This is a genomic window from Marinomonas foliarum (assembly GCF_016906065.1).
GTDB lineage: Bacteria > Pseudomonadota > Gammaproteobacteria > Pseudomonadales > Marinomonadaceae > Marinomonas > Marinomonas foliarum.
Genome location: NZ_CP070273.1, coordinates 2346849 through 2370305 on the forward strand (window position 1 = coordinate 2346849; position 23457 = coordinate 2370305).

Sequence of the window (23457 nt, forward strand, 5' to 3'; positions counted from 1 at the left end):
GTGCCAACGTGTAACCCACCAAATTTTTAAAGGACAGTTTTTTTGTGAATAATTCTCTCAATAAAGCAAATGCGGGAGATCCAGGTCGCTTACCTATGTCGGCACTGCTTGCATTGGCGATGACCGGATTCATTTGTATCGTCACTGAAACATTGCCTGCGGGGCTGCTGTCTCAGATCAGTGCAGGTCTGGAAATAAGCCAAGCTATGGCAGGTCAAATGGTAACTGCATATGCGTTGGGGTCGTTGCTTGCGGCCATTCCATTGACAATTGCGACACGTGGCTGGAAGCGGCGTAACGTTCTGCTGCTGACCATCTTCGGTTTCTTCGTTTTCAACTCGGTTACCGCTTTATCAAGCAACTATGTTCTAACATTGGTTGCTCGTTTCTTCGCGGGTGTTGCAGCTGGACTTGCTTGGAGTCTATTAGCTGGTTATGCGCGCCGTATGGTCCAGCCCCATCAGCAAGGCCGTGCAATGGCTGTCGCCATGGTCGGTATCCCTCTTGCTTTGTCTTTGGGTGTACCTCTTGGCACATTTATGGGCGCTACTATCGGTTGGCAAACTGCATTTGGCGTTATGTCAGGTTTGGCACTTGTCTTGATCGTCTGGGTGATAGCGAAGGTTCCTGACTATCCGGGACAGTCTGCTCACGAGCGCTTACCGTTGAAGAAAGTCTTCATGAGTCCCGGAGTACGACCAGTACTCTGCGTGGTTATGACATGGATGTTAGCCCACAATATTCTCTATACCTATATTGCCCCGTTTGTTGAGCAAGCAGGGCTTGGAGAACGAATTGACTTGGTCCTACTTACCTTTGGTCTTGCAGCCCTTGTCGGTATTTGGTTTGCAGGCATGCTGGTGGACCGATATTTGCGTACTACCGTTCTAACAAGTCTTTTAGCATTCGCTTTAATTGCTTTGATATTTGGATTTGGTGCTCAATCTCCAGAAATTATCTATATCGGTGTCGCAGTATGGGGCATCACTTTTGGAGGCGCATCCACCTTATTGCAAACCGCATTGGCCGATGCTGCAGGTAATGGTGCTGATGTGGCGCTTTCTATGAATGTTGTTGCATGGAATTCAGCTATTGCCTGCGGAGGTATCCTTGGCGGGATACTGCTTGATTCAGTGGGTGTTAGCTCTTTCCCTTGGTCTCTGTTGGCCTTACTTTCAATCGCATTTTTAATAGCTTGGTCATATCATTCGCATGCCTTTAAATCTGGGGCGCGTATTGGTGGAAGGTCGGCCGTTTAACATTGATTGAAAAATGTCTGATTAAGTAGGCCTAACAATCTAAGGACGTTTGACTAAGTATCATTATTTCCGCTAGCTTTTTGTAGCATCCAAAGGTTTGTATTACTTCGTTTTGAAAACCACACGCTAACTCTGGCGTGTGGTTTTACTTGGCTTCTGCGACAGTTAAAGCACTGCCCCGATGAATTGTTTCAATTCATCGGTTTGTGGGTTGGATAGGATGGTTTTTGGATCGCCTTGTTCCCAGACTTTGCCTTGGTGCATGAAGACGACTCGGCTGCCGACATCGCGGGCGAAGTTCATTTCATGAGTAACTAGAACCAAGGTGATGCCTTCTTTTGCCAGTTGTTCGAGTACTTTTAATACTTCGCCGACCAGTTCAGGGTCGAGAGCAGAAGTAATTTCATCGCACAGCAAGACTTTTGGCGACATTGCCAAGGCACGGGCAATGGCAACACGTTGTTGCTGGCCGCCAGACAGTTTTTCTGGGAAGCTGTCGAATTTTTCTGCAAGTCCCACTTTTTCCAGCATGGCGCGAGCCGTCGTTTCTGCCTCGGCTTTGCTTTTCTTCAACACAATCGTCGGCGCAAGCATGACGTTTTCGCCCACTGTCATATGTGGGAAAAGGTTAAAGTTCTGGAATATCATACCGACGCTAAGGGCAAGGCGACGAACCTGAATGTCTTCGGTGGTGACTTCTTTACCGTCCACCGTGATGCCGCCTTCTTGGTAATGCTCCAAACCATTAATGCAGCGCAGTAGCGTACTTTTACCAGAGCCACTTTTACCAATGATGGAAACCACTTCGCCCGCTTTGATGTCGAGATCAATGCCTTTTAGCACATGATGATCGCCATAGAATTTATGGACTTGATGTAAGTTAACGAGAGACATTGAATTTTTTCTCCAGATGCTTGCTGTACAGAGACAGTGGATAACAAAGTATGAAGTAGATAAGTGCAACGAGAGTAAAGACTTTAAACGGTTCAAAAGTGGCGTTATTTAACATGGTGCCAACTTTAGTCAGTTCGACAAAACCAATTACTGATGCCAACGCGGTACCTTTAATCACCTGTACTGAAAAGCCGACCGTTGGTGCCGTCGCCACGCGAATCGCTTGTGGCAAGATAATAAAGCGTAAGGTTTGTAAGAAGCTCAAGCCCAAGCATCGGCTGGCTTCCCATTGTCCTTTAGGTAGTGTGTCTATACAGCCACGCCAAATTTCAACCAAGAAGGCGCTGGTAAAAAACGTCAGTGACAAAATCGCTGCACCCCACGCGGATATTTCATAACCCAGCATGGATAAGCCAAAGAAGCATAAGAACATCTGCATCAGCAATGGTGTGCCTTGAAACAGTTCCACGTAGATTTTTACGATGCGTTGCATTGTAGGATTACGGGTTAAACGCATGGCGGTTAATGTCAGTGCGACCGTAGTGCCGCCGATAAAAGCTGCGAGTGACAATAAAATCGTCCATTGTGTCGCAAACATTAGATTGCGCAGAATGTCGTAGTTAGAAAATTCGATCATTGAGTATTCCTCATTTTGCTTTTCATCGAGAGCCTCTTAATCGGCTGTACGATAAGCAAATAGGCGTTTTCCTAAAGCGTTGAAAGCAAATCGCAGCAGAATAGACAAACCTAGGTACATCAAGGCGGTCACCAAGTAGCTTTCAAAAGCACGAAAATTACGTGATTGCACAAGGTTGGCGGCGTAGGTTAAGTCTTGCACCGAGATCTGAGAAATAACCGCAGAACCCAGCATGACGATGATGCATTGGCTGGTGAGAGCTGGGTAAATCTTTTCAAATGCCGGAACGAAGATCACGCGCGTCAGTGTTTGGCGAAAGTTAAGCCCCAACACTTTTGCCGCTTCTATTTGGCCTTTGGAAATACTGGCAAGACCTGCACGAATGATTTCTGTGCTGTACGCGCCAAGGTTAATGGTCAGAGCAATCATGCTGGCTTCCCATGGCGACAACATCATGCCAATAGCAGGAAGACCAAAGAAGATAAAAAAGAGCTGAACAATAAACGGCGTGTTACGAATAAGTTCCACATACACACTGACGACTCGTTGACTGGCTCGGTTGCCGTATTGGCGAATCGTCGCGCAGGCTGTTCCCAATGCCACGCCCAAGATCGTTGTCAGTACAGTGAGTTCAACAGTGGTTTTTAAACCACTGAGGAACACGTCGCTGTATTGCAAAAGATCAGAGAAATACAACATAACGAAAGCCTTATGCGCCGAAGCCTTTAGGTAGTGGTGCTTTTAACCATTTCATGGAAATGTCGTTTAATTCACCCGATGCCAAGGCGCCTTTGATCAGCTCGTTCACTTTAGCTTGTAGAGCCGTTTCGCCTTTTGCCATACCAATGTAACAAGGTGAGTCTTTCAGCATGAATTTACTTTCTGGCGCGCGTTGTGGCTGACGTTTAGCAATTTCAGCCGCAACTAAGTTACCAGTGGCAATCAAGTTAACTTGGCCAGATAGGTAAGCGGTTAGTGTGGTGTTGTTGTCTTCAAAGCGTCGTACGTTGACAGACTTAGGTGCATTTTTCTCAAGCTCTAAATCCTCTACTGAACCGCGAGTAACGCCGACGGTTTTGTCTGCTAGCTCACCGATTTCTGACACGGCAACCTCTTTAGAACCAAAAACACCTAAGAAGAAAGGAGCGTAAGGCGTCGAAAAGTCGATGGCTTTTTCACGCTCTGGGTTTTTACCAAGGCTCGAAATAACCAAATCTACTTTTTTAGTTTGTAGGTAAGGAATGCGGTTGGCGCTGGTGACTGGGACGATTTCGATTTTTACGCCCATTTCTTCCGCGATGTAATTCGCCATGTCCACGTCGATGCCTTGTGGTTTCAAGTCGGTACCAATGGAGCCAAATGGAGGGAAGTCTTGAGGAACAGCGATACGAATAAGGTTGCGATCTTTGATGTCTTGCAGCACATCAGCGCTTGCGCTTAGTACACTGAAGCTAGCCGCAATGATTAAAGTTTTGCTAAGCAATTTTGTTAATCTTTTCATGGTTGGGGAGTCCTGTTTCATTTTGTGAATGCCTGAAACACAATTTGCAACAGTCATGCCAATGTGAAACAAAAGTTTCTTTAATGCTGATTTATGTAACAAATCGCAGCATAATAAGTGCGAAGCGCGTTATCAAGAAAGAGTGGGGGTGCTAGGCTCTACAATGGAAAGAAGGTTCTAGTATTTATTTGGCGCACTATAGTTGGGCGACCATGCTTTTTTGGTGCGTTACTGTATTTTCTAGTTATCAAATTACATAAGACGCTATCAAAGCATTAATCTAAGTTGGCAGCTTAACGATAATCGATTACCGTAGAGCAAAATATCCCCGAATAGAGGTTAACCCGTGGCGACAAAGCAGGATGTGCTATCCCTGATCGAGCAGACTTACCCAACGCTGTCTCCATCAGCGCGATCCATAGCGAATTACTTACAACAGAATCCCTTGGCGATTGTGAGTCAAACGTCTGCCGAGATTGCGGATAACACCAATACGTCAAAAGCGACAGTGAGTCGTTTCTTTCGCCAGCTTGGTTATGATTCTCAGCAAGGCGCGAAGCAAGCGCAATTAGCTCTGCGCGAAAGTGGCGTGCCGATATTCACCCAAGGTTCGTCTTTGGATCAAACCGCACAAGAGCTAAAAAACTTGTCGTTAACCTTTGAAGGATTACGACCAGAGACTCTGAATGAGATCAGCGAACGATTAGCTAAAGCAAGCCGAGTCACCTTGATCGGTTTTCGTAATGCTTATCCGTTGGCGTTGCATTTTCGTCAGCAGTTGCAACAGGTACGTCATTCTGTGCGCTTATTGCCACAGCCGGGGCAAACTTTGGGGGAAGACCTACACGATATTCTGGATGATGAAGTGGTTGTCTTGCTGGGTTTTAGACGTCGTACCCGCCAGTTCAAACAAATCGTAGAAGCTTTGCAAGGCCGAAATACCATCTTGATTACCGATCCAACAGGCCAGGTTTATAACCAACAAGTGTCCCATGTAATGGTGTGTCACCTTGGTAACGAAAGCCCATTCGACAGCTACGCAGCGCCAATGAGCTTGATTTCCATGCTGTGTAATCGCGTGTTTGGTGTTCTGGGCGATGCGGCTAGCCGCCAGACGCAGGCGATTTCGGTATTGTATGAAGATTTGGATGAATTGGAGCCTTAACGGTCTTTGATACTTTTGCAGAAAAAATAGATTTATTTTTCGTTTCAGTTGACAGGATGCTGAAACGATTGTTTCATGTATTCTACACAAGCGGAGGACATATGAAACATTTTATTGTACAAAATCCTTTTATCAATTTAAGTGAAACGACTTGGAATGATAGTTCCTCTGACGATTCTTTGTTGCCATTAAGCGATTTACGTTTGGCGGTGAAAGACTTGTTTCATATGGCAGAACTGCCGACTTCCGCAGGCAACCCAACTTGGTTAGCGACTCATCCTATCCCGACAAAAACGTCTTCCAGCGTTGCTGCTTTGCTGAATAATGGCGCGATTTTTTGTGGAAAAACCATTACTGATGAGTTGGCTTACAGCCTTAATGGCCAAAATATTCATTACGGAACACCCTCAAACCCGATGACACCTAATCGTCTCCCAGGCGGGTCGTCATCGGGTTCGGCGGTGGCCGTTGCGGCGGATCTTGCTGATATAGGGTTAGGCACAGACACTGGCGGCTCGATTCGCGTGCCAGCAAGCTATAACGGTTTATTTGGATTACGTCCGACCCATGGCGTGATTCCATCAGACAATATGGTTGCTCTTGCGCCGTCTTTTGATACGGTAGGTTGGCTCACCAGAGACTTAGATGCATTAGCGAAAACAGCTAGCGTTTTGCTTAAAAACAAACCGCCGAAAGAATTTAATAACATATTGATTGCTAAGAATTTAATCGATCAAGTTGAGCACGTGAAAGAGCTAAATATTCAGCTTCAAACATGGCGTGAACAAGGTCGCTTTCCCAAAGAATCTTCCGTCGTAATCGACACTAAAGTGTGGAAAACCAGCGAGACATTTCGAACCTTACAAGGCGCAGAAATTTGGCACGAACATGGTAAATGGATCAAGAGTTTAGAAGGTCTTGATGGTGTATTTGCGCCAGATATTCAGTCACGTTTTGAGTGGTGTAAAACCATTTCCGAGGCCGATGTTGCTGCTGCGAAACAACAAAGACAGCGTTTTACGGATTGGTTAGAACATGAAATCGAGGGTGCTGTGTTGATCATCCCAACCACGCCAGGTTTAGCGCCATTATTTGATGCGGCCGATGATGAACTCGCGGCCTATCGTAATCAGTTGATGGACATTACAGCCATTGCTGGACTAGCTGGTTTGCCGCAATTGCATCTGCCTGTTTGTACCTTACATGGTGCGCCATGTGGCTTGTCTTTAGTGAGTTCAAAAGGTACAGATTTGGCGCTGATTGAATTCGCAAAAACCTTAATGGAGTAGCGTCATGAAAAAGAACGAGATCGCTTTTACTGCGCCGCACTTTAAAGCCACAGAAACAGGGCAAAAAATCCTTAAACAAGGTGGCACAGCGATAGAAGCCATGGTGGCTGCCGCGGCGACGATTGCCGTGGTGTATCCACACATGAATGGCTTGGGTGGCGATGGTTTTTGGTTGATCAGCGAGCCGGGAAAAACACCAGTCGGTATCGATGCTTCAGGGAGAGCCGCTGAATTAGCCACGCTGGATTTTTATCACGGCTACGACAGCATTCCAGCCCGAGACGGCAAAGCCGCTGTGACTATGGCCGGTGCTGTTGCAGGCTGGCAAGAAGCCTTAGGTGTGAGTCAAAAATGGCAAGCCGCCTCTAACGCACAAAACTTACCTTTATCGACCTTGCTTGATGATGCCATTCAATTAGCGAAAAACGGCAGTGAGGTGACAAAAACCTACGTCGATGCCAGCAAAAAAACCTTTGCTGACTTAGTTGGTGTTCAGGGTTTTTCTGAGGCATTTTTGAACGCTGGTGGCCTCTATAAAGAGGGCGATACGTTGACTTTTCCAGTACTGGCAAAAACGCTGGAACAGTTAGCTGAAAAAGGCTTAGACGATTTTTATCACGGCGATATTGCCAAACGTTTGGCGAAAGATTTAGCGAGTGCAGGTTCACCGATTCGCTTGGCGGATTTTCATTCTTATCAGGCAAAATGCGTAGAACCTTTGCAGGTCAAAACCAGCGTCGGCTCTCTTTATAATCTGCCAGCACCGACGCAAGGCATCGCGTCTTTATTGATTTTGGTCTTGTATGACAAGCTTTATACGCAAGGTAAAACCGCGACAGACATGGCACATTTGTTAATTGAATGCACCAAACAAGCCTTTATTGCCCGTAATCAATTTGTCACTGACGAGTCCCGTTTAGCAATGGACCTGTCATCTTTACTGGATGATGAGCAACTGGAAAAAATGTGTCACGAGATTGCTTTAGAGCGTGCGCAGCCTTGGCCTCATCAAGCCAAGCATGGTGACACTATTTGGATGGGCGCCTGTGACAGTGAAGGCCGCATGGTCAGCTACATTCAGAGTTTGTATTGGGAATTTGGTAGCGGTGTGGTGAGTCCTTCCACTGGTATTGTGTGGAACAACCGCGGCTCGTCGTTTTCTCTTGAAAAAGGCTCTTTGCAAGAACTTGGGCCGAATTTAAAACCTTTTCATACGCTGAATCCAGCGTTTGCTGAACTAAACGATGGTCGTCGTATGAGCTACGGCACCATGGGGGGAGAAGGGCAGCCACAGACGCAAGCCGCTTTGTTTAGCCGTTATGTTTATCACCAGATGCCGTTGGATCGAGCCATTAGCGAAGGTCGTTGGTTGCTCGGTCGAACGTGGGGCGATGTAAGTCATAATTTGAAAATAGAGCGTGACTTTGCTGATATCGCTGCGGATGAATTGGTGCAACGCGGACATGATCTAGTCATCGTTGATTCGTGCAATGAATTAATGGGTCATGCGGGCGCAGTGGTGCTTCATCAAGATGGACACACTGACGCAGCAACGGATCCACGTAGTGATGGTTCAGCCATCGTTAGTACTTTTGACTAGCAACACTTTTAGTTTTGTAGGCATGATGAGAGAGATACGACCGTGATCAGGCGTGAGATGTTATTTAGCCATTTATATTGTTTTTTTGTAGGTCGTGGCTTTAGCCCGACAATACGTGATTTGTCGTAATGCGTTTTTTGTCGGCCTAAAGGCGCGACCTACAAGACCGACGGAAGTCGTTTAGCGACACTTGGGACGGGGTTATGCATTCAGTAACACCTTGATCTAGTAATACTTTTTTTGGTTGTTTTACTTAGGAGAAAACAGAAAAATGTCATTCATAATGGAAAATTATTCCATGATTCTTGCCATGATGGCCACGGGTGTGGTTGGCGGGATTTTAGCGGGTTTACTGGGCGTTGGCGGCGGCATCGTTATCGTACCTGTGTTGTTTTTCTTGTATCAAGGATTGGGAGTCAGTGCGGATACGGCCATGCTGGTGGCGACAGCAACGTCACTAGCGACGATTATTCCTACGTCGATTAGTTCGATTCGTGCCCATAAAGCCAAAGGCAATGTGGACTTTGATTTGTTGAAGCGTTGGGGCTTTTTTATCTTCTTGGGTGTGATGCTCGGCAGTTTTGTCGTAACACGTGTGGATGGCCAATGGCTGACTTTGCTGTTCGGTATTATCGCAACCTTGTCTGCGCTAAATATGCTGCTGGGTAAAAAAGACAGCATGTTTAAATCCTTACCAGGCAGTGCAGGCCAAGGCGTGATGGCGACTTGTGTTGGCTTTTTTAGCTCAATGGTTGGCATCGGTGGCGGTACGCTGACTGTTCCTATGCTGACTTTCTGTAACTACCCTGCGCACCGTGCTGTAGGTACAGCAGCAGCAGTAGGTTTGATCATTTCTTTACCTGCAGCCTTGACTATGTTGATTTTTGGGCAAAGTCCAATTGACTCCCCTTACGGTACTGTCGGTCTAGTTAACTTGATTGGCGCAGCCTGCATCATTCCATTGACGGTGTTATTTGCGCCCGTCGGTGCGGCATTAGCTCACCGTTTAGATGCGGCTAAATTGAAGAAAGTCTTCGCTGTTGTGTTGATTTTCACTGGCATCAAAATGCTTTATCAGGTTTTAGGTTAGGAGATTATTATGCAGCCGCTTTCATTGCCACCAAGATTATTAATGGGTCCGGGGCCAATTAACTGTTACCCACGCGTGTTGTCGGCTATGTCGACTCAGTTAGTGGGGCAATACGATCCGACCATGACCAGCTACATGAATGAAGTCATGGAATTATACCGTCGTGTTTTTAATACCCAGAACCAACAAACTTTTTTGATCGATGGTACTTCTCGTGCCGGCATTGAAGCGGCACTTGTGTCTTGCCTGGAGCCTGGCGATAAAGTGCTAATTCCTATCTTTGGTCGTTTTGGTCACTTGTTGGCTGAGATTGCTGAGCGCGCCGATGCGGAAGTTCACACAATTGAAGTGCCTTGGGGGGAAGTATTTGATCCACAGCAAATCGAAGATGCGATCAAGAAAGTACAGCCAAAATTATTGGCGATTGTACAGGGCGATACTTCGACAACCATGTTTCAGCCATTAGAAGAGCTAGGCGATATTTGTCGCGCTCATGATGTGTTGTTTTACACCGATGCCACGGCCTCAATCGGCGGTAATCCGTTGGAAGTTGACGCGTGGAAAATCGACGCTGTGTCAGTGGGTTTGCAAAAATGTCTTGGTGGCCCATCAGGCAGTGCGCCAATTACCTTGAGCGATCGATTTGTGTCTTGTGTACGCAAGCGCGCCCATGTGGAAGCCGGGATCCGTGATGCTCATCATCAAGGCTCATCTGGCATGCGCATCCGTTCGAACTATTTTGACTTGCCGATGATCATGGATTATTGGGGCGATGAGCGTTTGAACCATCATACGGAAGCGGCAACTATGTTATTTGGCTCCCGTGAGTGTGCAATCCAATTACTGAGCGAAGGTCAGGATGCGGTGATTCAACGTCATCAGTTGGCTGGCAACGCCATGCTGCAAGGTGTTATCGCTTTGGGCTTACAGCCATTTGGTGATTTGAAACACAAGATGAGCAACGTAGTAGGCGTACATATTCCTGATAACGTCGATGGTGAACAAATTCGCCATGATTTGCTAAACATTTTTAATATCGAAATCGGTACCAGCTTTGGCCCATTAAAAGGCAAGGTTTGGCGTATTGGCACCATGGGTTACAACGCTCGCCAAGACGCTGTTTTGCATACCTTGCAGTCGCTAGAAACCGTACTTCGTCGTGCTGGTTTTGCGTTACCAGCAGGCGCTGCGGTAGACGCGGCCATGTCGGTTTACGCAGGAGAAAAATAATGACAGATTACGGCAAACTCGCTCAGTTGGTCATGGACCGCTGTGACGAACTTGGCAAAATCAGTCAAAGCGACGATTGCCTAGATCGTCGTTATCTCACCAAAGAACACAAACAAGCCAATGGATTGGTGGGCGGCTGGATGCAAGAAGCGGGCATGCAAACCTGGCAAGATGAAGCAGGTAATCTATGGGGACGTTGGCAAGCAGACGACCCTGATGCACCGCGATTTATCATGGGCAGCCATTTGGATACGGTGCCAAACGGTGGTCAATACGATGGCATGTTGGGTGTGATTACACCTGTTACCTTGATCGCAGCGATGCAAGCCGCGGGTGTTCGTTTGCCGTTTCACCTAGATGTAGTAGGTTTCGGCGACGAAGAAGGCACGCGTTTTAGTTCTACCTTGCTTGGCAGTCGTGCGCTGACAGGTCAATGGCCTGCAAGCTGGGCCGATGTGAAAGACAGCGATGGCATTAGTTTATCGCAAGCACTGAAAGACTTTGGTTCGGACTTCGCGAGCATTCCCAATGCGGCCATCGCAACCGACAACTTACTTGGTTACCTTGAACTGCATATTGAGCAAGGACCAGTGCTAGAAGATTTAGACTTGCCCGTCGGCGTGGTCAGTGCCATCGCCGGGGCAAAGCGCTTTGAATTTAATATTACCGGCATGGCAGGACACGCGGGCACAGTGCCAATGAATCTGCGCCAAGATGCCCTTTGTGCCAGCAGTGAAATGATTCTTGCTGTAGAAAGAGTTGCTCAAAATCATGGTATTGTTGCTACAGTCGGCCGCATTCAAAATCGTCCCAATGGCGTGAATGTGATTTCTGGCAACACCGGCTTTTCCCTCGATATTCGCAGCGAATTTGATGATAAACGAGACGTCGCGCTCGATGAGATCTTGCTGAAATTAGACGCCATTGCCGCTCGTCGTAACGTGGGCATTGAGCGCAAAGCGACCCATGCTGCTAACGCTGTGCATTGTGACGCCAAGCTGCAAAGCGTGCTACGTAATGCGATTGAAGTACAGAATATTCCTGTTCATACTTTGTTCTCTGGTGCGGGACACGACGCTATGGCGATTGCTGACATTTGTCCTGTGGCCATGTTGTTCATGCGCTGCGAGAAAGGCATTAGCCATCATCCAGCGGAAGCGATTGACACGCCCGATGTAGCCGTGACCTTGGCCGTGCTGAACCACACATTACAGAATTTGGCCTAAAGCTTTTTTTGGGCTACTCCGAATAACGCCTCGCTCCCCGAGCAGGCTCGAAGAATCGCTCTGGCGTTATGCGGAGTAGCTGATTGTGTGTGGCGTAACGCCTCGCTCCTGCTGTACTGAACCTAGTATCACGTTTCGCTCCCCGAGCAAGCTCGAAGAATCGCTCTAGCGTAATTCTGGGTGCAGTTTGTGATGGGCGGTTGGATAATCGTTCTAGCGTTGTAATACGAATACACGAAAAAGGCTTCCATGCGTTTAATTGGCGCTGACGTGTCGAGGAACGAGACAATACGCAAGCCAATTGAATTGCATGGAAGCTTATGATGACGGTAAACGAGCAGACTAGAACTTATAAATTTGGTAAGTAGAGAGAATTTTGATGATTTTTACGCGTATTTTTAACGATGATCAGGGAAGAAGCCATTTCGGTGATTTGAATATTGATGTCCGTGATGGTGGCCCCATTGGTTTCTTGTCGGAGCGTTTTCCAGCGGGTGAGATGATTTTTCGTGAGACTCCAAGCGACTACGATTTTAAATGGCATCCAGCGCCGCAGCGTCAGCTTTTGTTCATTATAAAAGGCCGTTGTGAGTTTAAAGTGTCGTCTGGTGAAATCCGCCAATTTGGTGCAGGTGATGTGGTTTTGTTAGAAGACACAGAAGGCGAAGGCCACTGTAGCAAAGCCTTATTCAACGAAGTCAGACACTCGATTTTTGTGACTGTGCCGGATGATGCGGTGTTTGGTTAGTACACACGTTAAACGCTGAATTTTTTAGTAATTCTTAAAAGCCTGAATCGAATGATTCAGGCTTTTTTATTGTATTTCATTTGGTCTTTTACATCGTGCTTAATGTTTATGAGGATGATAATTGTTATTATAACGATCTGTTAAAAAGAACAATTCAAGGAAGCTCCTTAAGATGCAGGTAAACCGAGTAAGAAAATTGGCATTTCTGCTAATAGCATTTTTGCTGATTTTAGTTCCAGTCAATCAGGTGATGGCGTCAGAAACAAAGACGATTATTCATGCGATGGGCAGCACTGATGTGCCCAAAAAAGCCTTACGTGTGGTGACCTTGTTTCAAGGGGCGACGGATTCTGTAGTGGCGTTGGGTGTGACGCCAGTTGGTGTGGTGGATTCTTGGGCACAGCAGCCAACCTATGAATATTTGCGAGATGCTTTAAAAGGCGTAGCTCATGTGGGATTGGAAACTCAACCGAACCTTGAGGCTATTGTGGCGTTAAAGCCAGATTTGATTATTGCCACCAAGTCTCGCCATGAAAAGATCTATCGTCAATTGTCACAGATCGCGCCCACGGTAATGGCAGAAAATGTTTATGACTTTAAAACCACCCTGGATTTAACGGCTGAAGCATTGAGCAAGCAAGAGAAAGGTAAGCAGGTTTGGAATGTTTTTCAGCAGCGTATTAGGATTTTCCGTAAGGCCATCAAGCAGCGCGAGGCAAACTGGCCTTTGACCGCCGCGGTTTTAAATATTCGCGCGGATCATTTGCGCTTGTATTTGAAGCAAAGTTTTTCGGGTGTGGTGTTGAACGAGATAGGCTTTCAATTCCCTTTGCCAAATGAAAAAGGTTGGGGTGTTAAGCTGAAAACGAAGGAAGCCTTGCCAAGTGTGAACGCGGACGTGTTCTTTATTATCCTGCAGTCTAATGATGCAGCCGTTAAGCAAAATTACGATGCGTGGCGTGCCCACCCATTATGGAAGATGCTCACCGCCCCTAAAAACCAGCAAGTGTATGAAGTGGATAATGTGGCTTGGTTATTGTCAGGCGGGATTTTAGGGGCTGAGAAAATCTTGGATCAGCTATACCAAATCTATAACTTACCTCAGGCAGGCCACTAGAGCGTTTATGGTCTTATTCAGTAGTCGTACTTTTAAATGGGGTCTTCTTGCTCTGTCTCTTTTATGCCTGATGGTCTCTTTAATGGGGAGCGTTGCCTATGGCCAGTATGTTGTTTCAATGAAATCCGTTTGGACGGCATTTTGGGCATATGATCCTCAATCGATAGATCACGTTATTATCCGTACCACGCGTTTATCCCGTGCTCTTGTTGCTTGTTTAGTCGGCTCGGCGTTGGCAGTTTCCGGTGTCTTGATGCAAGCCTTAACGCGTAATCCGTTGGCATCACCGTCTATTTTTGGTGTTAACGCAGGCGCCGTGTTTGCGATTGTTTTGTTTTCCACCTTCTTTTCGGTCACTTCCCTGAATACGTTTTTATGGCTGGCTTTTTTGGGCGCGAGCGTGGCTGGTGCGTTAGTTTATGGGTTGGGTAGTTTAGGAAAAGATGGATTGTCTCCGGTTCGTATTGTCTTGTCTGGGGCAGCGATTTCCGCGCTCTTCATGGCGTTCACCCAAGGCATATTGGTGATAGGTCAAGAAGGCTTAGACAGTGTGTTGTTTTGGGTGGCGGGTTCCGTATCGAGTCGTGATTTGTCTATGGTAATTCCATTAGCGCCAGCTTTTGTTGTCGGTATTGTGTTGGCAATTCTGGCTGCGCCACAGATCAATATTCTGTTGTCTGGCGATGATATTGCTAAGGGATTAGGGCAGAACACGGTGTTGATTAAGGTGGTGCTGAGTTTGCTGATTATTGGCTTGGCAGGCGGTTCTGTCGCCCTCGGTGGCAGTATTGGTTTTATCGGTTTGATGGTGCCACATATGGTGCGTTCCGTGGTGGGTTATGATCATAAATGGTTGATCCCATTAAGTGCTTTATGGGGGGCAATTTTGCTACTGTGTGCTGATGTAATTAGTCGTTTTGTGATCATGCCAGAAGAGGTACCCATTGGTGTGACAACGGCTATTTTGGGTGCGCCCTTCTTTATTTATTTGGCGAGAAAAGGCGGTAAACGTGAGTAAGTTTTTCAGCGTTCGCCATCGATTCTTTTCTTTCTCGACCCCTGCGCGTTCCTTGTGGTCGATGTTTATTCTCTGTGTTGTTTTTCTAGCGATTATTTTGCTTTCCCTGTGTTTGGGTGAAGAGTTTATTACTTTGCCTCAGGTGTTTAAGGCGCTGCTTGGAGAGGCTAATCAAGCGGTGCAGTTTGTCGTGGAAACCTTGCGCCTACCAAGGGTGCTGATGGCGTCGATGGTAGGCGCGGCCTTGGCATCGTCTGGGTTGGTGCTGCAATCCATGATACGCAACCCGTTGGCGTCCCCTGACATCATTGGCATTACCGGCGGCGCTTCTGCGGCGGCGGTGTGCTTTATTTCGTTTTTTGCGGCGGCAATGGGCATGGTTTGGCTGCCTATATTCGCTATTGCAGGCGCTTTGTTAGCTGCTTTATTGATTTACGCGCTGGCTTGGAATAGTGGCGTGACTCCGATGCGGTTGGTATTGGTCGGCATTGGTATTTCCTCGGCGATGGGCGCAGTGACGACCTTTGTTATTGCGGCAAGTCCACTTTCGACCAGCATTACAGCGTATATCTGGCTGACAGGCAGTGTGTATGGCGCGAGCTGGATTGAGGTGAAGGCCTTATTACCTTGGTTGTTGATTTCATGGCCGTTGGCGTTTTATTTAGCGCGTCGCGTGAATACTCAAGAGTTGGGCGATCAATTGGCTACGGGCTTGGGTATCTCCGTTCAGCGTTTGCGTTTGGCCTTGTTGTTTTTGAGTGTGATTATGGCGGCGCCAGCCATTGCTTATGCGGGGGCGGTGGGTTTTGTGGGCTTGATTGCGCCGCATATTGCTCGTCGTCTTGTGGCACGCAGCTTTGCGCTTTTGCTGCCAACTTCTGCATTGGTGGGCGCTTGCCTAGTGATGATGGCAGACTTATGTGGTCGTTTATTGTTTCAGCCTTTGGATATTCCTGCTGGTGTTTTTGTGTCTGCTATTGGCGCGCCATTTTTCATTTATTTACTCTATCGACAGCGGTTCTAAGTCGGTTGGACATGTTGGGATTTTTTAACCATGAGTTTGTCTGAAAATCATGTATTAGGCGATAAGGTATTAACTCAAAGTCCATTAGAAAGTGTGACGCTTTCCTTAGGTTATGAGAAAAAAGCCATTATTAAGTCTTTGGATTTAGCTATTCAGTCTAACCAAATTACAGTGCTGGTGGGCGGTAATGGCTGTGGTAAATCTACCTTGCTGAAGTCGTTTGCGCGGTTATTAAAGCCATCCTCAGGGCAGATCCTCTTGAATGGTGCTGATATTCACTCATTGTCTGGAAAAGACGTGGCTCGCAAGCTGGCTATCCTTCCACAAGGGCCTGTTGCGCCAGAAGGTTTAACGGTGGAACAGTTGGTGCGTCAAGGTCGCTATCCTCATCAAAATTGGTTGCAAAGCTGGACGGAAGAAGATGAGTGTTTAGTACGTAAAGCTTTGCAAGACACCAATATGACTGAGTTTGCTGATCGTTCCATTGATGCTTTATCTGGTGGGCAGCGGCAGCGAGCTTGGATTGCCATGGCGCTGGCACAGAATACCGATATTTTGTTATTGGACGAGCCGACAACCTATTTGGATTTAACCCATCAGATAGAGATTCTCGATCTGCTGTTTGAGCTTAATTTGACCCAGAATACGACTATTCTAATGGTGTTACATGACTTGAATCTGGCTGCTCGTTACGCCCACAAAATGATAGCCATTAAAGACGGTACGGTTTTTTGCCAAGGCGCACCAGAGGCGATTTTAGATCATGATATGGTGAAAGCTGTGTTTGATATGGAATGTCATATTAGCGCAGACCCTCTGTTTGGTACGCCAATGTGCATTCCTTATGGAAAAGGTCGCAAAGTCGACACTCAGGCCGTTGAGAATGTTTAAACAAGACAATAAACATGCGCTTCTTTCTGCTGAGTGGGAAGTGTTGGCGGGGTTTGGGCTTAAGGCTTATCAGCAAGATGAGCCGCTTGCGATTGATTCAAACAAGCTATTAGATGACGACTTGTGCTTGGAAACGCTGCGCAACATTATGCCAGAACTCGGCGCCCCAAATCTGAAAATTACGGCGTCTTTAGTAATCAAGCGAGTGGCATTTCTTACGTTGGCACCTTTCTTATACGCCATGTCTGGGTTTGATAAAGGCCTTGATGGTTCCATAGAAAACAGTGTTTTCGAATATCCGTTAGATAACAGAATTTGGCAATCCAAGATGCCATTAAAAAATACATCGGTGTCAGTTTTAGAAAGTTCGGATAACGAAGCGCGAGACGCTTGGCGAGATGAGATATTGAGCAAAGTATTTTCGGGGCATTTAACCTTGTTGGTCGAGCAATTTTACCGCTTAACTAAAGTGTCACGGCGTGTTCTCTGGGAAAATATTGCAGTGCGGGTTTTTAGTATTTACGAGCAGCGTATTCTTACCAATATTGCTGAAGAGAAAAGGGCGATAGCGGAAGCGGATTATGCGTATTTGCTTGATAAAAGTACGACGGATTTATTCGGTTTAAACGAAAACCCTTTGATGGTTTTTTATCGAGATAAGCAATTAACGGCACTATCGGAAAACCCTGTTCGAGTTCGACGTACTTGTTGTTTTTACTACCAAGCGACTGAGCCGCCAGTGTATTGCGGCTCCTGTCCTTTGCCTTTGAAGAAAAAGAGAACAACCCCACCTTAACCCTTGAAGATAAGGGGAGGAGGCTGTTCTCGTTCTTAGGGGGTTAAAAATCCAAACCATAAGCCAATGTCACTGTACGGCCTCTACCTTTGAAGTAGAAGCTGTCGTTTGCGTAGGCGGCTTGTGAATAGTAAGTGAAATAATCTTCATTCAAGAGATTGGCCACGGAGACATTCATCTTGCCTACTGGCAGTTTATAGCCAATAGATGCATCGACTAGAGTATATCCGTCAAAGTCTAAATCCTCATTATCAAAGCTTCGGCTGAAGGCGTGGCTTACTTGCAGTAAAGAAGATAACTTTTCATTCCAATTTGCGTTCCATGAAGTAACTAAACGATTTGGTGATATATCAGCTCCTGTTAGCTTAGTCTCTACCTTTCCATCACCATCTGTGTCTGATTTACCTTGAATGAAAGAATAGCTAGCTTGCAACTTGTGCTTTTTGTTTAGTTGGAATCCTAAAGAAGCTTCTGCGCCTTGAATTTCTTTCTTTTCACGTTTGACAATATAAAGCCCATTTTCTTCAACGATACGGCTACCTAGGTCTGAGTCAGATTCGTAGTAGCTTAACTCGAAATCATATGGATGGCGGTTTACACGAAATCCCACTTCATAGTTATCGGTCACAATTGGGGATAGATCTATTAGCGAATCAACGTCTTGACCTGCAATATCAACCCCGCGAAGTACGCGTCCAACGTCAGGCATGCCAAAGCCTTGTGAGTAGTTGGTGAAAACACTTACGGCCGGTGTTATTTTGAAAACAGCACCTGCGTTGTAGACTGTTTCGTGGAAACTTGGGCTTCCGCCATTGACTGTCACACCGTTGTTAGCGGCCACTGTTTGATAGGTGCCTACGTCTAATTTAGCGTGTTCATCACGAACACCTGCCTGCAACACCAAGCGCTCGGTTGGCTTATATTCAAACTGAATGAAAGGTGCATAGTTGGTATATTCTGTTTCTGGAACATAAGTGCGGTTGGTTAATATCAATGTCTGACTGGTTTTGTCCTGTAGTAAATCTAACCCTGTCGTGATGCTTAAAGTATTATCTAATAGGTCATTTTTGGTCAGGCTAAATTTCGCACCGATTTTTTCAGATTGGTTTTGGCTTTGGTCGTAAAGGGTACCGCTTGGAGCAATGCTGGTGTCCTGAAAACTGTTGGAGTTTGATGCTCCGTAACGACCTTCAAAATCTTGATGAAAAGCTTGGGCTTTAAACTCCATGCCATCAAGGTCGCTGTCAGTGTAGAAAAGACTGGTTGTTTGCACGTCGTTATAAGGAGCCACACCGTTTGGTGGTGTGCCTTTGACAGAGCTGGTGGCAACACCATTATCTCTGTCACCATCCACTCCGGTAAAGTTCATGCGTCCTTTCATTTGGTACTTATTAACTTCTAGTTCCAGCCTTTGATCGTCGCCTAACCAGTAGCCTAATTTGACAAAAGCGTCATAGCTTTTTGAATCCATTATGTCGCCACGAACGGTTGCCGCCCCAACATAGTTACCATCGGCATCGAGGTACATGCCTTGTACTTCGTTGGTTAGACCGACAAGGTAATCGAAATCGCCTTGTGATCCTTCTGCTTGATAGCCAATTTTATAAGATAAGGTGTCGCTGCTTATTTTTTCAGTCGGTGTGGTCATTTGTACATCGACATGTTGTTTTAGCTTGTTGGAGCGCGTTGATTTGGTGATGAAGTTAATGATGCCGCCAGTTGCTCCTAGGCCGTGAACGGCGGTTGCGCCATGGATAACTTCGATGCGTTCCACCATAGAAAGGTCAATAGTGTGGGCAGATCGACTGCCTTCTCGAATGGGGTTGGACTGTGGCACACCATCTATCATGTATAAAACAGAGCGGCCGCGGAATGTCTGGCTGCTGTTATTCAGTTTTTGTGTATTTGGAGAATAAGCAGGTAGAAGGTTAGACAGGGCCTGAGAACTATCGGTTGAAATAGAAAGCTGCTCTTCGATTTGCTCACGATTGATAACGGTAATGACCTGAGGGCTGTCTTCTTTTTTCGTATTAGAGCGGCTGGTTTGGATAACCATAGCATTAAGATTAATTGCTTGGTTGTCTGTTGTCTGGTACTGGCCACGTTCTACCAAGCTATAGGTACCATCTTGATTAGGAACCATCTCTAAATCAGTAGTAGATAACAATTGCTCAATGAGTTCTATCGGACTGGTATTGCCAGAAATGCCTTTACTTTGAAGGTCTCGCGTTAATGTTGAGTTAAATGAGAGTGCTATATTGTGACGAGCAGCAAACGTAGTGAGAGCGTTTCCAAGATTGCCAGCTTCAATTTTTAGTGGTTGCTGAACGCTCTGGCTTGGTGCTTCTTGTGCCAAAGTAAGTGGGCTAATACCAGACGCGATTATTAAACCACTGCAGGTTAATGTTGTGCTGATTGCCTTCTGAAATTGTGTTTTTAAATGTGTTTTTTTACGGGTAGACATGGCCACCTCCTTTTTCAAATTAGGATGCTTATTAGTTGTTTAACTAGTAAGCCACCTGAAAAGAAAAAAAGTGTCAGCCGAAATAGGAATTATTTCGTTTTTTTTTTGATTAGGTGGTTTTTGACTTCCTTAAACGGCTTCTAAAGTGACCCAATAATTCCCCAGATGACTGTTTATTTGAATAGGGTAGGTGTGCGATAGCATGCTGAAAATGGTATTGATGTTTTTAAGAGGAAAAGCACCTGATATATCGATGTTTTCAATATCGGGAGAAACTCGTAGTAAGCCTCTATGATAGCGGGAGACTTCTCTGATGAACTGGTTTAATGGCATATTGTGAACAGCTAGCATGTTGTCTAGCCATGAAGTGGTTTCTGATGCGAGTGCTTTACGAGATAAAACACCATGGCTGGATAGCTCGATTTGATAGCCTGTGCTAATGGTATTGTCTTGCGTGTTTTTTACTAGCCTAGGTGACGCTTCAACCTGACCCTCAATCACCCCTAACCTGGTTAGACCGCTATATTGGCGTACGGTGAAATTCGCATCCAAGGGCGATAAAATTGCATCCTGTGTCTTGATTGTAAAAGAGGGTAGCTGTTGAGAGTGTGTCGATACAGTATGAACTTGGATTTCACCTTCTCGCAGTGATAATAAGCGTGCCTTGTCATCAAACGAAATATCAAATGCCGTTGCCGTATTGAGTTTCACCATAGTACCGTCTGGTAAGGTGACTTGCTTTTGCTGTCCTTTCGCTGTGCGATAATCGGCGTTCCATTGCTGACTGTCGACTGTTTTATAGCCTCCCCAAATTAACGGTCCAGAAGCCAATAATAATGCCAGCTTGCCAATATTTAAACGACGTGTTGCATCGTCAGGTCGATTCAATACTGCGTAAGCAATGTCTTTAGGTAAAGTGTCCACTTGATTGATAAAATGTTGGGCTCGTTGCCAAGCGAGCTGATTGTCTTTGTCTGCTTCTAACCAACCTTGTAGTTGTTTTTGCTCGTTGTCAGTGAGTGGCGTTTCTTGTTGTCTGATTAGCCAATCAGCGGCTTCGTGCATGCTCTTTTTTGATATCTTATTCAAAAAAGTCGTCCCCCATCAAAACAAAGCACTTAACATAAGCTTGTTTCATATATCGCTTCACTGTGGCGAGAGAAAGCTGCATATCATCGGCTATTTGTTGATATTTTTTACCCTCTATTTGCGATAGCAAAAATACCTGTTTTACTTGGCTTGGAAGGCCATTTAGCAAAGCATCTACTTCCTCCAAGGTTTGTAAAATAATGAACTCATTTTCAGGCGAAATGACGAAAGATTCTGGCTGCTTTGCTAACAGCTCTAGGTACGCCTGTTCTAACGATTTTCGTCTGTAAAAATGACACACAAGACCTTTGGCAATCGTTGCTAAATATGCCTTGGGTTCCTTGATGGTTGCCGCATTTTGCTTCGCGTGAATACGCAAGAAAGTATCTTGAGTTAAATCAGCGGCATCGAATGGGCTGTCTAAACGTTTACGAATCCATGTGAATAGCCAGCTGTGGTGGTTGACATATAAAGAGTGCATTTCGTCATGTTGCACACTGTGGTTCGCATTGTGCGGCATGAAACCAAGCCTTAAATAGTGGAATGATAATTAATATCATTAAAAGGCTTTGTGGCTACCATGTCAAGAAGTGTGTTGGCGTGGATGCTATTTTGCATCGAATAGAGAGGAAAAAGCGCCGTTGTAAAGTGAATACAGGCGCTCTCCATTTCTTTGTTGGTCATTGTAATAAAAGGTTTTTAACGCCAAATCATTCTGGAGGATGATTCGCTATCCAGTGATCCGCGATGTCTTCGCGGCGGGTGATCCAGACGTCGTTGTGGGATTGCACGTAGTCGAGGAATTTCTTCAGTGCCATAAAGCGACTTGGTTTACCGAGTGTTCGGCAGTGCATGCCGATGGACATCATTTTTGGTGCGGTCGCGCCTTCTTCATACAAACAATCAAAGTTGTCTTTCAAGTATTGAAAAAACTCCTCTGCATGGTTGAATCCATAAGGCGAAGAAAACTTCATGTCGTTGCAGTCGAGCGTGTAAGGCACGATCAGGTGTGGTTTGCTACCACCATTTGGAGTGTCGACCTTTACCCAGTAAGGTAGGTCGTCGCCGTAGTTGTCGGAATCGTATTTGAGTTGCGCTTGCTCGGCCACTAAGGCGCGAGTATTTGGCGAGTCGCGCCCTGTGTACCAGCCTGCGGGCTTCACGCCAGTGATTTCTTCGATCAAGGCAAGGGCTTGTTGCATGTGCTCGCGTTCTTGCTCGATTGGCATGTCTTGGTAATGAATCCATTTTAAGCCATGGCAGACGATTTCGTGTTTGCCTTCGACAAAGGCTTTTGCTACTTCTGGGTTACGTTGTAACGCGGTGGCGATGGCAAAAACAGTGAGTGGTAAACCACGCTTTTCGAACTCATTTAGAATGCGCCAAACACCAGTGCGAGAACCATATTCGTAAAGGGATTCCATGCTCATGTGACGGTCTTTGAAAGGCTGCGCCCCGAATATTTCGGACAAAAAAGTCTCGGCGTGTTCATCACCATGCAAGACGCAGTTTTCACCGCCTTCTTCAAAGTTTAAAACAAACTGGACAGCAACTCGGGCATTGTTGGGCCATTTTACGTTTGGCAGCCCTTGGCGGCCATAACCCGCGTAATCGCGTTCTAAATAGTGTTTCATTATCTGTGTTCCATTATTTTTTTATGTCGTTTAGCAGCGGTTATAAACTCCAGTGGGCATAACGCCCAGTAAAAGCTTTGCTAACACGCTGTCCGTATTGACCTTTTTTAGAGGTTTGTAGCCCTAACTGATGCAATGATTCTGCCAGTTTTACCGCGGCGACAACGCCATCAATGATAGGAACAGGTAATTCAGCAGACAGCTTTTCCACCAAACTCGACATGCCTGCGCATCCTAATACTATCGCTTCTGCACCGTCTTGCTCTATGGCCGCAAGGCATTCCGTTTTTAGTAGTAAGTAAGCCGCTGGGTCGATATTTTCTAATGCCAAAACAGGAATGTCGGTGGCTCTGACACCGCTACAATGATGCTTATGACCATACTTTTGTAGTAAATGCTCACTCGCTGGTAAGGTACGAGATAGCGTGGTCACAACCCCAAAACGATGGGCAATCAGGCTGGCCATGTGAAAACCTGCTTCAGCAATGCCAATTACGGGGGCATCAGCTAATTCGCGCGCTGCATCTAGAGCTGGATCGCCAAAACAAGCAATAATATGAGCGTCGACACCTTGTTGTTTGCCTTGCTCGATAAGATCGAGAAGAGCAGCGCTGGCAATGACTTCATCAAAAGCGCATTCGATGCTTTTGGGGCCATGCTCAGGAGTGCTAGCGATAATATGGGTGCTATCAAGAGCTATAGATTGCGCGCTCAGCACCATAGCGTGAGTCATGTCGGCGCTGGTGTTTGGGTTGATTAGTTGGATTTTCATAATGTCCTTTTAA

22 protein-coding genes and 1 pseudogene are annotated in these 23457 nt (G+C 46.1%); 13 read left to right on the forward strand and 10 right to left on the reverse strand.

All coding sequences use genetic code 11. From position 1 onward, the window contains the following. Nucleotides 1-44: 44 nt before the first annotated feature. A complete protein-coding gene (locus JSY38_RS10820; protein WP_239543946.1) occupies nucleotides 45-1259 on the forward strand; it encodes an MFS transporter in 1215 nt (404 codons plus the stop codon). A 165-nt stretch (nucleotides 1260-1424) separates the two neighbouring features. On the opposite strand, the gene JSY38_RS10825 is transcribed toward JSY38_RS10820, so the two are convergent. The 4 genes from JSY38_RS10825 to JSY38_RS10840 are packed head-to-tail and all read right to left on the reverse strand — an operon-like array spanning nucleotide 1425 to nucleotide 4291. Beyond that, entirely contained in the window at nucleotides 1425-2153 is a 729-nt protein-coding gene (locus JSY38_RS10825) for an amino acid ABC transporter ATP-binding protein (RefSeq protein ID WP_205113236.1), read from the reverse strand. Continuing rightward, a complete protein-coding gene (locus tag JSY38_RS10830) occupies nucleotides 2140-2790 on the reverse strand; it encodes an amino acid ABC transporter permease (protein WP_205113237.1) in 651 nt (216 codons plus the stop codon). The genes JSY38_RS10825 and JSY38_RS10830 overlap by 14 nt, the downstream gene beginning before the upstream one ends. A gap of 36 nt (nucleotides 2791-2826) precedes the next feature. Beyond that, nucleotides 2827-3489: an amino acid ABC transporter permease gene (locus JSY38_RS10835; RefSeq protein WP_114413110.1), complete on the reverse strand. Its 663-nt coding sequence runs from the start codon at nucleotides 3487-3489 to the stop codon at nucleotides 2827-2829. Nucleotides 3490-3499: 10 nt separating this feature from the next. Continuing rightward, nucleotides 3500-4291, reverse strand: coding sequence for a transporter substrate-binding domain-containing protein (locus JSY38_RS10840; RefSeq protein WP_205113238.1), 792 nt, complete (start codon nucleotides 4289-4291; stop codon nucleotides 3500-3502). Between the two features lie 346 nt (nucleotides 4292-4637). Between JSY38_RS10840 and JSY38_RS10845 the strand changes: the two genes are divergently transcribed. From JSY38_RS10845 to JSY38_RS10870, 6 genes are all read left to right on the forward strand, one after another. Next, entirely contained in the window at nucleotides 4638-5456 is an 819-nt protein-coding gene (locus tag JSY38_RS10845) for a MurR/RpiR family transcriptional regulator (RefSeq protein ID WP_205113239.1), read from the forward strand. A 101-nt stretch (nucleotides 5457-5557) separates the two neighbouring features. Continuing rightward, the gene (locus JSY38_RS10850) at nucleotides 5558-6745 is read left to right on the forward strand and encodes an amidase (protein WP_205113240.1); all 1188 of its coding nucleotides are present in this window, start codon (nucleotides 5558-5560) and stop codon (nucleotides 6743-6745) included. A 4-nt stretch (nucleotides 6746-6749) separates the two neighbouring features. Continuing rightward, nucleotides 6750-8345 carry a gamma-glutamyltransferase family protein gene (locus JSY38_RS10855; protein WP_205113241.1) on the forward strand — a complete coding sequence of 532 codons (1596 nt, stop codon included), beginning with the start codon at nucleotides 6750-6752 and terminating at the stop codon, nucleotides 8343-8345. 271 nt (nucleotides 8346-8616) lie between these two features. Next, nucleotides 8617-9435 carry a sulfite exporter TauE/SafE family protein gene (locus tag JSY38_RS10860; protein ID WP_205113242.1) on the forward strand — a complete coding sequence of 273 codons (819 nt, stop codon included), beginning with the start codon at nucleotides 8617-8619 and terminating at the stop codon, nucleotides 9433-9435. A gap of 9 nt (nucleotides 9436-9444) precedes the next feature. Beyond that, a complete protein-coding gene (locus tag JSY38_RS10865) occupies nucleotides 9445-10665 on the forward strand; it encodes a pyridoxal-phosphate-dependent aminotransferase family protein (protein WP_205113243.1) in 1221 nt (406 codons plus the stop codon). Further along, complete coding sequence (locus JSY38_RS10870) at nucleotides 10665-11891, forward strand: allantoate amidohydrolase (RefSeq protein ID WP_205113244.1); 1227 nt, start codon at nucleotides 10665-10667, stop codon at nucleotides 11889-11891. Before JSY38_RS10865 ends, JSY38_RS10870 begins: the two co-directional genes overlap by 1 nt. Here the strand turns inward: JSY38_RS10870 and JSY38_RS18650 are convergent. Continuing rightward, a pseudogene (locus JSY38_RS18650) lies at nucleotides 11888-11992 on the reverse strand (hypothetical protein); the annotation flags it as partial. The gene JSY38_RS10870 and the pseudogene JSY38_RS18650 sit on opposite strands and share 4 nt — an antisense overlap. A gap of 278 nt (nucleotides 11993-12270) precedes the next feature. Between JSY38_RS18650 and JSY38_RS10875 the strand changes: the two are divergent. The 6 genes from JSY38_RS10875 (at nucleotide 12271) to JSY38_RS10900 (ending at nucleotide 17485) form a co-directional block, all read left to right on the forward strand. Continuing rightward, entirely contained in the window at nucleotides 12271-12639 is a 369-nt protein-coding gene (locus tag JSY38_RS10875) for a cupin domain-containing protein (protein WP_205116775.1), read from the forward strand. A gap of 172 nt (nucleotides 12640-12811) precedes the next feature. Continuing rightward, nucleotides 12812-13756: an ABC transporter substrate-binding protein gene (locus JSY38_RS10880; protein ID WP_205113245.1), complete on the forward strand. Its 945-nt coding sequence runs from the start codon at nucleotides 12812-12814 to the stop codon at nucleotides 13754-13756. Nucleotides 13757-13763: 7 nt separating this feature from the next. Then, nucleotides 13764-14774 carry a FecCD family ABC transporter permease gene (locus tag JSY38_RS10885; protein WP_205113246.1) on the forward strand — a complete coding sequence of 337 codons (1011 nt, stop codon included), beginning with the start codon at nucleotides 13764-13766 and terminating at the stop codon, nucleotides 14772-14774. Further along, on the forward strand, nucleotides 14767-15798 hold the full coding sequence (locus JSY38_RS10890; protein WP_205113247.1) for a FecCD family ABC transporter permease: 1032 nt from the start codon (nucleotides 14767-14769) through the stop codon (nucleotides 15796-15798). The genes JSY38_RS10885 and JSY38_RS10890 overlap by 8 nt, the downstream gene beginning before the upstream one ends. A 30-nt stretch (nucleotides 15799-15828) precedes the next feature. Further along, a complete protein-coding gene (locus JSY38_RS10895; protein ID WP_239543947.1) occupies nucleotides 15829-16689 on the forward strand; it encodes an ABC transporter ATP-binding protein in 861 nt (286 codons plus the stop codon). Next, nucleotides 16682-17485, forward strand: coding sequence for an IucA/IucC family C-terminal-domain containing protein (locus tag JSY38_RS10900; protein ID WP_205113248.1), 804 nt, complete (start codon nucleotides 16682-16684; stop codon nucleotides 17483-17485). The genes JSY38_RS10895 and JSY38_RS10900 overlap by 8 nt, the downstream gene beginning before the upstream one ends. A gap of 43 nt (nucleotides 17486-17528) precedes the next feature. On the opposite strand, the gene JSY38_RS10905 is transcribed toward JSY38_RS10900, so the two are convergent. The 5 genes from JSY38_RS10905 to JSY38_RS10925 all read right to left on the reverse strand — a co-directional run bounded on the left by JSY38_RS10905 (nucleotide 17529) and on the right by JSY38_RS10925 (nucleotide 23444). Then, on the reverse strand, nucleotides 17529-19949 hold the full coding sequence (locus JSY38_RS10905; protein WP_239543948.1) for a TonB-dependent receptor: 2421 nt from the start codon (nucleotides 19947-19949) through the stop codon (nucleotides 17529-17531). 129 nt (nucleotides 19950-20078) lie between these two features. After that, nucleotides 20079-21038: a FecR domain-containing protein gene (locus JSY38_RS10910; protein ID WP_205113249.1), complete on the reverse strand. Its 960-nt coding sequence runs from the start codon at nucleotides 21036-21038 to the stop codon at nucleotides 20079-20081. After that, nucleotides 21031-21558: a sigma-70 family RNA polymerase sigma factor gene (locus JSY38_RS10915; RefSeq protein ID WP_205113250.1), complete on the reverse strand. Its 528-nt coding sequence runs from the start codon at nucleotides 21556-21558 to the stop codon at nucleotides 21031-21033. Before JSY38_RS10915 ends, JSY38_RS10910 begins: the two co-directional genes overlap by 8 nt. A 190-nt stretch (nucleotides 21559-21748) precedes the next feature. Beyond that, the gene (gene puuE / locus JSY38_RS10920; protein ID WP_205113251.1) at nucleotides 21749-22672 is read right to left on the reverse strand and encodes an allantoinase PuuE; all 924 of its coding nucleotides are present in this window, start codon (nucleotides 22670-22672) and stop codon (nucleotides 21749-21751) included. A 40-nt stretch (nucleotides 22673-22712) separates the two neighbouring features. Further along, on the reverse strand, nucleotides 22713-23444 hold the full coding sequence (locus JSY38_RS10925; RefSeq protein WP_205113252.1) for an aspartate/glutamate racemase family protein: 732 nt from the start codon (nucleotides 23442-23444) through the stop codon (nucleotides 22713-22715). Nucleotides 23445-23457 lie beyond the last annotated feature (13 nt).

Excerpts from the sequence above, each read along its gene's own strand:
- JSY38_RS10825 (WP_205113236.1), bottom strand. The coding sequence starts at position 2,153 with ATGTCTCTCGTTAACTTACATCAAGTCCATAAATTCTATGGCGATCAT.
- JSY38_RS10830 (WP_205113237.1), bottom strand. The coding sequence starts at position 2,790 with ATGATCGAATTTTCTAACTACGACATTCTGCGCAATCTAATGTTTGCG.
- JSY38_RS10835 (WP_114413110.1), bottom strand. The coding sequence starts at position 3,489 with ATGTTGTATTTCTCTGATCTTTTGCAATACAGCGACGTGTTCCTCAGT.
- JSY38_RS10840 (WP_205113238.1), bottom strand. The coding sequence starts at position 4,291 with ATGAAAAGATTAACAAAATTGCTTAGCAAAACTTTAATCATTGCGGCT.
- JSY38_RS10850 (WP_205113240.1), top strand. The coding sequence starts at position 5,558 with ATGAAACATTTTATTGTACAAAATCCTTTTATCAATTTAAGTGAAACG.
- JSY38_RS10855 (WP_205113241.1), top strand. The coding sequence starts at position 6,750 with ATGAAAAAGAACGAGATCGCTTTTACTGCGCCGCACTTTAAAGCCACA.
- JSY38_RS10860 (WP_205113242.1), top strand. The coding sequence starts at position 8,617 with ATGTCATTCATAATGGAAAATTATTCCATGATTCTTGCCATGATGGCC.
- JSY38_RS10865 (WP_205113243.1), top strand. The coding sequence starts at position 9,445 with ATGCAGCCGCTTTCATTGCCACCAAGATTATTAATGGGTCCGGGGCCA.
- JSY38_RS10870 (WP_205113244.1), top strand. The coding sequence starts at position 10,665 with ATGACAGATTACGGCAAACTCGCTCAGTTGGTCATGGACCGCTGTGAC.
- JSY38_RS10875 (WP_205116775.1), top strand. The coding sequence starts at position 12,271 with ATGATTTTTACGCGTATTTTTAACGATGATCAGGGAAGAAGCCATTTC.
- JSY38_RS10880 (WP_205113245.1), top strand. The coding sequence starts at position 12,812 with ATGCAGGTAAACCGAGTAAGAAAATTGGCATTTCTGCTAATAGCATTT.
- JSY38_RS10885 (WP_205113246.1), top strand. The coding sequence starts at position 13,764 with ATGGTCTTATTCAGTAGTCGTACTTTTAAATGGGGTCTTCTTGCTCTG.
- JSY38_RS10895 (WP_239543947.1), top strand. The coding sequence starts at position 15,829 with ATGAGTTTGTCTGAAAATCATGTATTAGGCGATAAGGTATTAACTCAA.
- JSY38_RS10900 (WP_205113248.1), top strand. The coding sequence starts at position 16,682 with ATGTTTAAACAAGACAATAAACATGCGCTTCTTTCTGCTGAGTGGGAA.
- JSY38_RS10905 (WP_239543948.1), bottom strand. The coding sequence starts at position 19,949 with ATGTCTACCCGTAAAAAAACACATTTAAAAACACAATTTCAGAAGGCA.
- JSY38_RS10915 (WP_205113250.1), bottom strand. The coding sequence starts at position 21,558 with ATGCCGCACAATGCGAACCACAGTGTGCAACATGACGAAATGCACTCT.
- puuE (WP_205113251.1), bottom strand. The coding sequence starts at position 22,672 with ATGAAACACTATTTAGAACGCGATTACGCGGGTTATGGCCGCCAAGGG.
- JSY38_RS10925 (WP_205113252.1), bottom strand. The coding sequence starts at position 23,444 with ATGAAAATCCAACTAATCAACCCAAACACCAGCGCCGACATGACTCAC.